The organism is Streptomyces hainanensis (assembly GCF_004348415.1).
Lineage (GTDB): Bacteria > Actinomycetota > Actinomycetes > Streptomycetales > Streptomycetaceae > Streptomyces > Streptomyces hainanensis.
Window position 1 is genome coordinate 1 of the sequence record NZ_SMKI01000636.1, and the last position, 3,475, is coordinate 3,475.

Consider the following 3,475-nt stretch of genomic DNA (forward strand, 5'->3'; position numbering starts at 1 on the left):
CCTCCCGACCCCCTCGACGACCCCCAACAGTGAAGGAGTCCCGGTCATGGACGGTGTGACCCAGGTCCCCGTGCCGGTGAACGAGCCGGTGCACAGCTACGCGCCGGGATCCGCCGAGCGCGCCCGCCTCGAACGCAAGCTCAAGGAACTGGCCGACAACCCGATCGAGCTGCCCATGACCATCGGCGGCCGGCGGCGGATGGGCGGTGGCGAGCGCTTCGACGTGGTGCAGCCGCACAACCACCGGGCCAGGCTCGGCACGGCGGCGCACGCCACCCGGCAGGACGCCCAGGACGCCGTCGACGCCGCGCTGGCCGCCGCGCCCGGTTGGCGGGCGCTGTCCTTCGACGACCGGGCCGCCGTCTTCCTCAAGGCCGCCGAGTTGTTGGCCGGGCCGTGGCGGGAGACCATCGCGGCCTCGACCATGCTCGGCCAGTCCAAGACGATCCAGCAGGCGGAGGTCGACGCGCCCTGCGAGCTGATCGACTTCTGGCGGTTCAACGTGCACTTCGCCCGCGAGATCCTGGCCGAGCAGCCGCCGGTGCAGCCCAGGGGCGTGTGGAACCGGATGGACTTCCGGCCGCTGGAGGGCTTCGTCTACGCCATCACGCCGTTCAACTTCACGGCGATCGCCGGCAACCTGCCCACCGCCCCGGCCCTGATGGGCAACGTGGTGGTGTGGAAGCCGTCGCCGACCCAGACGCACGCGGCGGTGCTGCTGATGCGGCTCCTCGAGGAGGCCGGGCTGCCGGACGGCGTGATCAACCTGGTGACCGGCGACGGCCGCGAGGTGTCCGAGGTGGCGCTGCCCCACCCCGACCTGGCCGGCATCCACTTCACCGGCTCCACCACGACGTTCCGTTACCTGTGGCAGCAGGTCGGCGCGCACATCGAGCGGTACCGCAGCTACCCGAGGATCGTGGGGGAGACGGGCGGCAAGGACTTCATCGTGGCGCACCCGACCGCCGACGCCGCCGTGGTGCGGACGGCGATCACCCGAGGCGCCTTCGAGTACCAGGGGCAGAAGTGCTCGGCGGCCTCCCGCGCCTACGTGCCGCGCTCGCTGTGGGACGGCGGGCTGCGGGACGAGCTGGTCGCCGAGACCGAGGGGCTGGCGATGGGCGACCCGACCGACCTCGCCAACTTCATGGCGGCGGTCATCGACGAGCGCTCCTTCGCCAAGAGCAAGGCGGCCATCGACCGGGCCAGGACCGATCCGACGTGCGAGATCATCGCGGGCGGCACCTACGACGACTCGGTCGGCTACTTCGTCAGGCCCACCGTGCTGACCTGCACCGACCCGGACAACGAGGTGTTCTCCACCGAGTACTTCGGCCCGATCATCGCCGTCCACGTGTACGAGGACGACACCTTCGACACGATGCTCGACCAGATGGAGTCGGTCGCGGCGTACGCGCTGACCGGCGCCGTGCTGGCCAGGGACCGGGCGGTGGCGGCCCGGGCGAGCGAGCGCCTGCGGTTCGCGGCCGGCAACTTCTACCTCAACGACAAGCCCACCGGATCGGTCGTCGGGCAGCAGCCCTTCGGCGGGGCCCGGGCCTCGGGAACCAACGACAAGGCGGGCTCCAAGTTCAACCTGCTCCGCTGGACCTCGCCGCGGGTGATCAAGGAGACCCAGGTGCCGCCGACCGAGTACCGCTATCCCCACATGGGCTGAGCCGCCGGGCGGGTGGGGGCGTCACCACGGGTGATTCCTGTCTCACATACTAGGACGGTCGAGTATTTAGCGAGACATCACTGTGGATCACCGCTACTTTTGTGGAGGCTCTAAGGTCGGGCAGCGTCGCCCGACCACACCCACCCCCTCGCCTGGAGCTGATCCGCCATGGACGCCACGCTGCCCCTGACCGTCACCCGTCCGCGTTCCGCCGGCGACTCCGCGCTGGTCAGGGCCCGTGCCGCGGCGCGGGCCGCGCGCGAGGCCAGCCGCCGGCAGGCGGCCGGCGCGCTCCAGCGCGCCCTGGACCGGCGGGACAACGGCGCCGTGTTCGACGGGGCCGAGGAGCCCGACGCGCTCTGAGCCCGCCCCGCCGACCGGTCTCGTCCGGATGGTGGACGCGTTGGTGTCAGGCCGTGGGACGGAGTTAGGGTCCCCCCATGGCTCGCAGCATCGATCTCGCGGTGATTCCCGGTGACGGCATCGGTCCCGAAGTGGTGGACCAGGGGCTCAAGGTCCTGTCCGCCGTCCTGCCGGGCGACGTCAAGCTCGAGACCACCCGCTACGACCTCGGCGCCACGCGTTGGCACGCCACCGGCGAGACCCTGCCGGAGGCGGAACTCGAGCGGCTGAAGGGCCACGACGCCATCCTGCTCGGCGCGGTGGGCGACCCCACGGTGCCGTCCGGTGTGCTGGAGCGCGGGCTGCTGCTCAAGCTGCGCTTCGCCTTCGACCACTACGTGAACCTGCGTCCCAGCAAGCTGTTCCCCAACACCCCGACCCCGCTGGCCGGCCGCCCCGACATCGACTTCGTCGTCGTCCGCGAGGGCACCGAGGGCCTCTACGTCGGCAACGGCGGATCCGTGCGCACCGGCACCCCCGCCGAGATCGCCAACGAGGTCAGCGTCAACACCGCGTACGGCGTGGAGCGGGTCGTCCGCGACGCGTTCGAGCGGGCCGCGGCCCGCCCCCGCAGGAAGCTGACGCTGGTCCACAAGAACAACGTGCTGGTGCACGCCGGTCACCTCTGGCAGCGCACCGTGGACCGGATCGCCCAGGAGTACCCGCAGGTCACCACCGACTACCTGCACGTCGACGCCGCCACGATCTTCCTGGTCACCCAGCCCGAGCGTTTCGACGTGATCGTCACCGACAACCTGTTCGGCGACATCCTCACCGACCTGGCCGCGGCCGTCACCGGCGGCATCGGCCTCGCCGCCTCCGGGAACATCAACCCGACCGGCGCCTTCCCGTCGATGTTCGAGCCGGTCCACGGCTCCGCGCCCGACATCGCCGGCACCGGCAAGGCCGATCCCACGGCCACCGTGCTCTCCGTCGCCCTGCTGCTGCGCCACCTCGGCTACGAGGCGGAGGCCGTCCGCGTCGAGGACGTCGTCACCGCCGACCTGGCCGAGCGCGACGCCGCCACCCCGCGCTCCACCGACGCGATCGGCGACGCGCTGGCGGCCCGAGTAGCCGGCTGACACCCGCCGCCACGGCGGCCCCGCTCGCCGACCCGGCGAACCGGAGCGCCGCCGGTCGGCGCGGGGCGCCGATCCTGCCGACCCCGCCGGGCGCGCCCCCGGGGCGGCAGCCCGCGGGGCGCGGATGGGCAACTCGCCCGCCGGGTGCCACCATCACCCCAGGGCCGCCCCTCGTGCGCATGCCGCCGGTCCCCGCGTCATAATCGACCCCACCCCGGTCATCTCACACGCGGGGCCGTCGCGCATCCGGATGCTCGGATGTCCTAGTACCGACCAGGCGCGGGCTCGCGGTCCGCCCACCCGACGTGAAGCC

Annotated in this window: 3 protein-coding genes; all 3 read left to right on the forward strand. The window is 72.2% G+C overall.

The window, feature by feature from the left end; translation table 11 throughout:
* Positions 1-46: 46 nt before the first annotated feature.
* The 3 genes from pruA to E1283_RS33940 all read left to right on the forward strand — a co-directional run bounded on the left by pruA (position 47) and on the right by E1283_RS33940 (position 3,162).
* A complete protein-coding gene (pruA, locus tag E1283_RS33930; protein ID WP_132822012.1) occupies positions 47-1,678 on the forward strand; it encodes an L-glutamate gamma-semialdehyde dehydrogenase in 1,632 nt (543 codons plus the stop codon).
* A 168-nt stretch (positions 1,679-1,846) separates the two neighbouring features.
* On the forward strand, positions 1,847-2,041 hold the full coding sequence (locus E1283_RS33935) for a hypothetical protein (protein WP_132822013.1): 195 nt from the start codon (positions 1,847-1,849) through the stop codon (positions 2,039-2,041).
* A 77-nt stretch (positions 2,042-2,118) separates the two neighbouring features.
* A complete protein-coding gene (locus tag E1283_RS33940; protein ID WP_132822014.1) occupies positions 2,119-3,162 on the forward strand; it encodes a 3-isopropylmalate dehydrogenase in 1,044 nt (347 codons plus the stop codon).
* Positions 3,163-3,475: the final 313 nt, after the last annotated feature.

Coding starts and splice junctions, on each gene's coding strand:
- pruA (WP_132822012.1), top strand. CDS start 47: ATGGACGGTGTGACCCAGGTCCCCGTGCCGGTGAACGAGCCGGTGCAC.
- E1283_RS33940 (WP_132822014.1), top strand. CDS start 2,119: ATGGCTCGCAGCATCGATCTCGCGGTGATTCCCGGTGACGGCATCGGT.
- E1283_RS33935 (WP_132822013.1), top strand. CDS start 1,847: ATGGACGCCACGCTGCCCCTGACCGTCACCCGTCCGCGTTCCGCCGGC.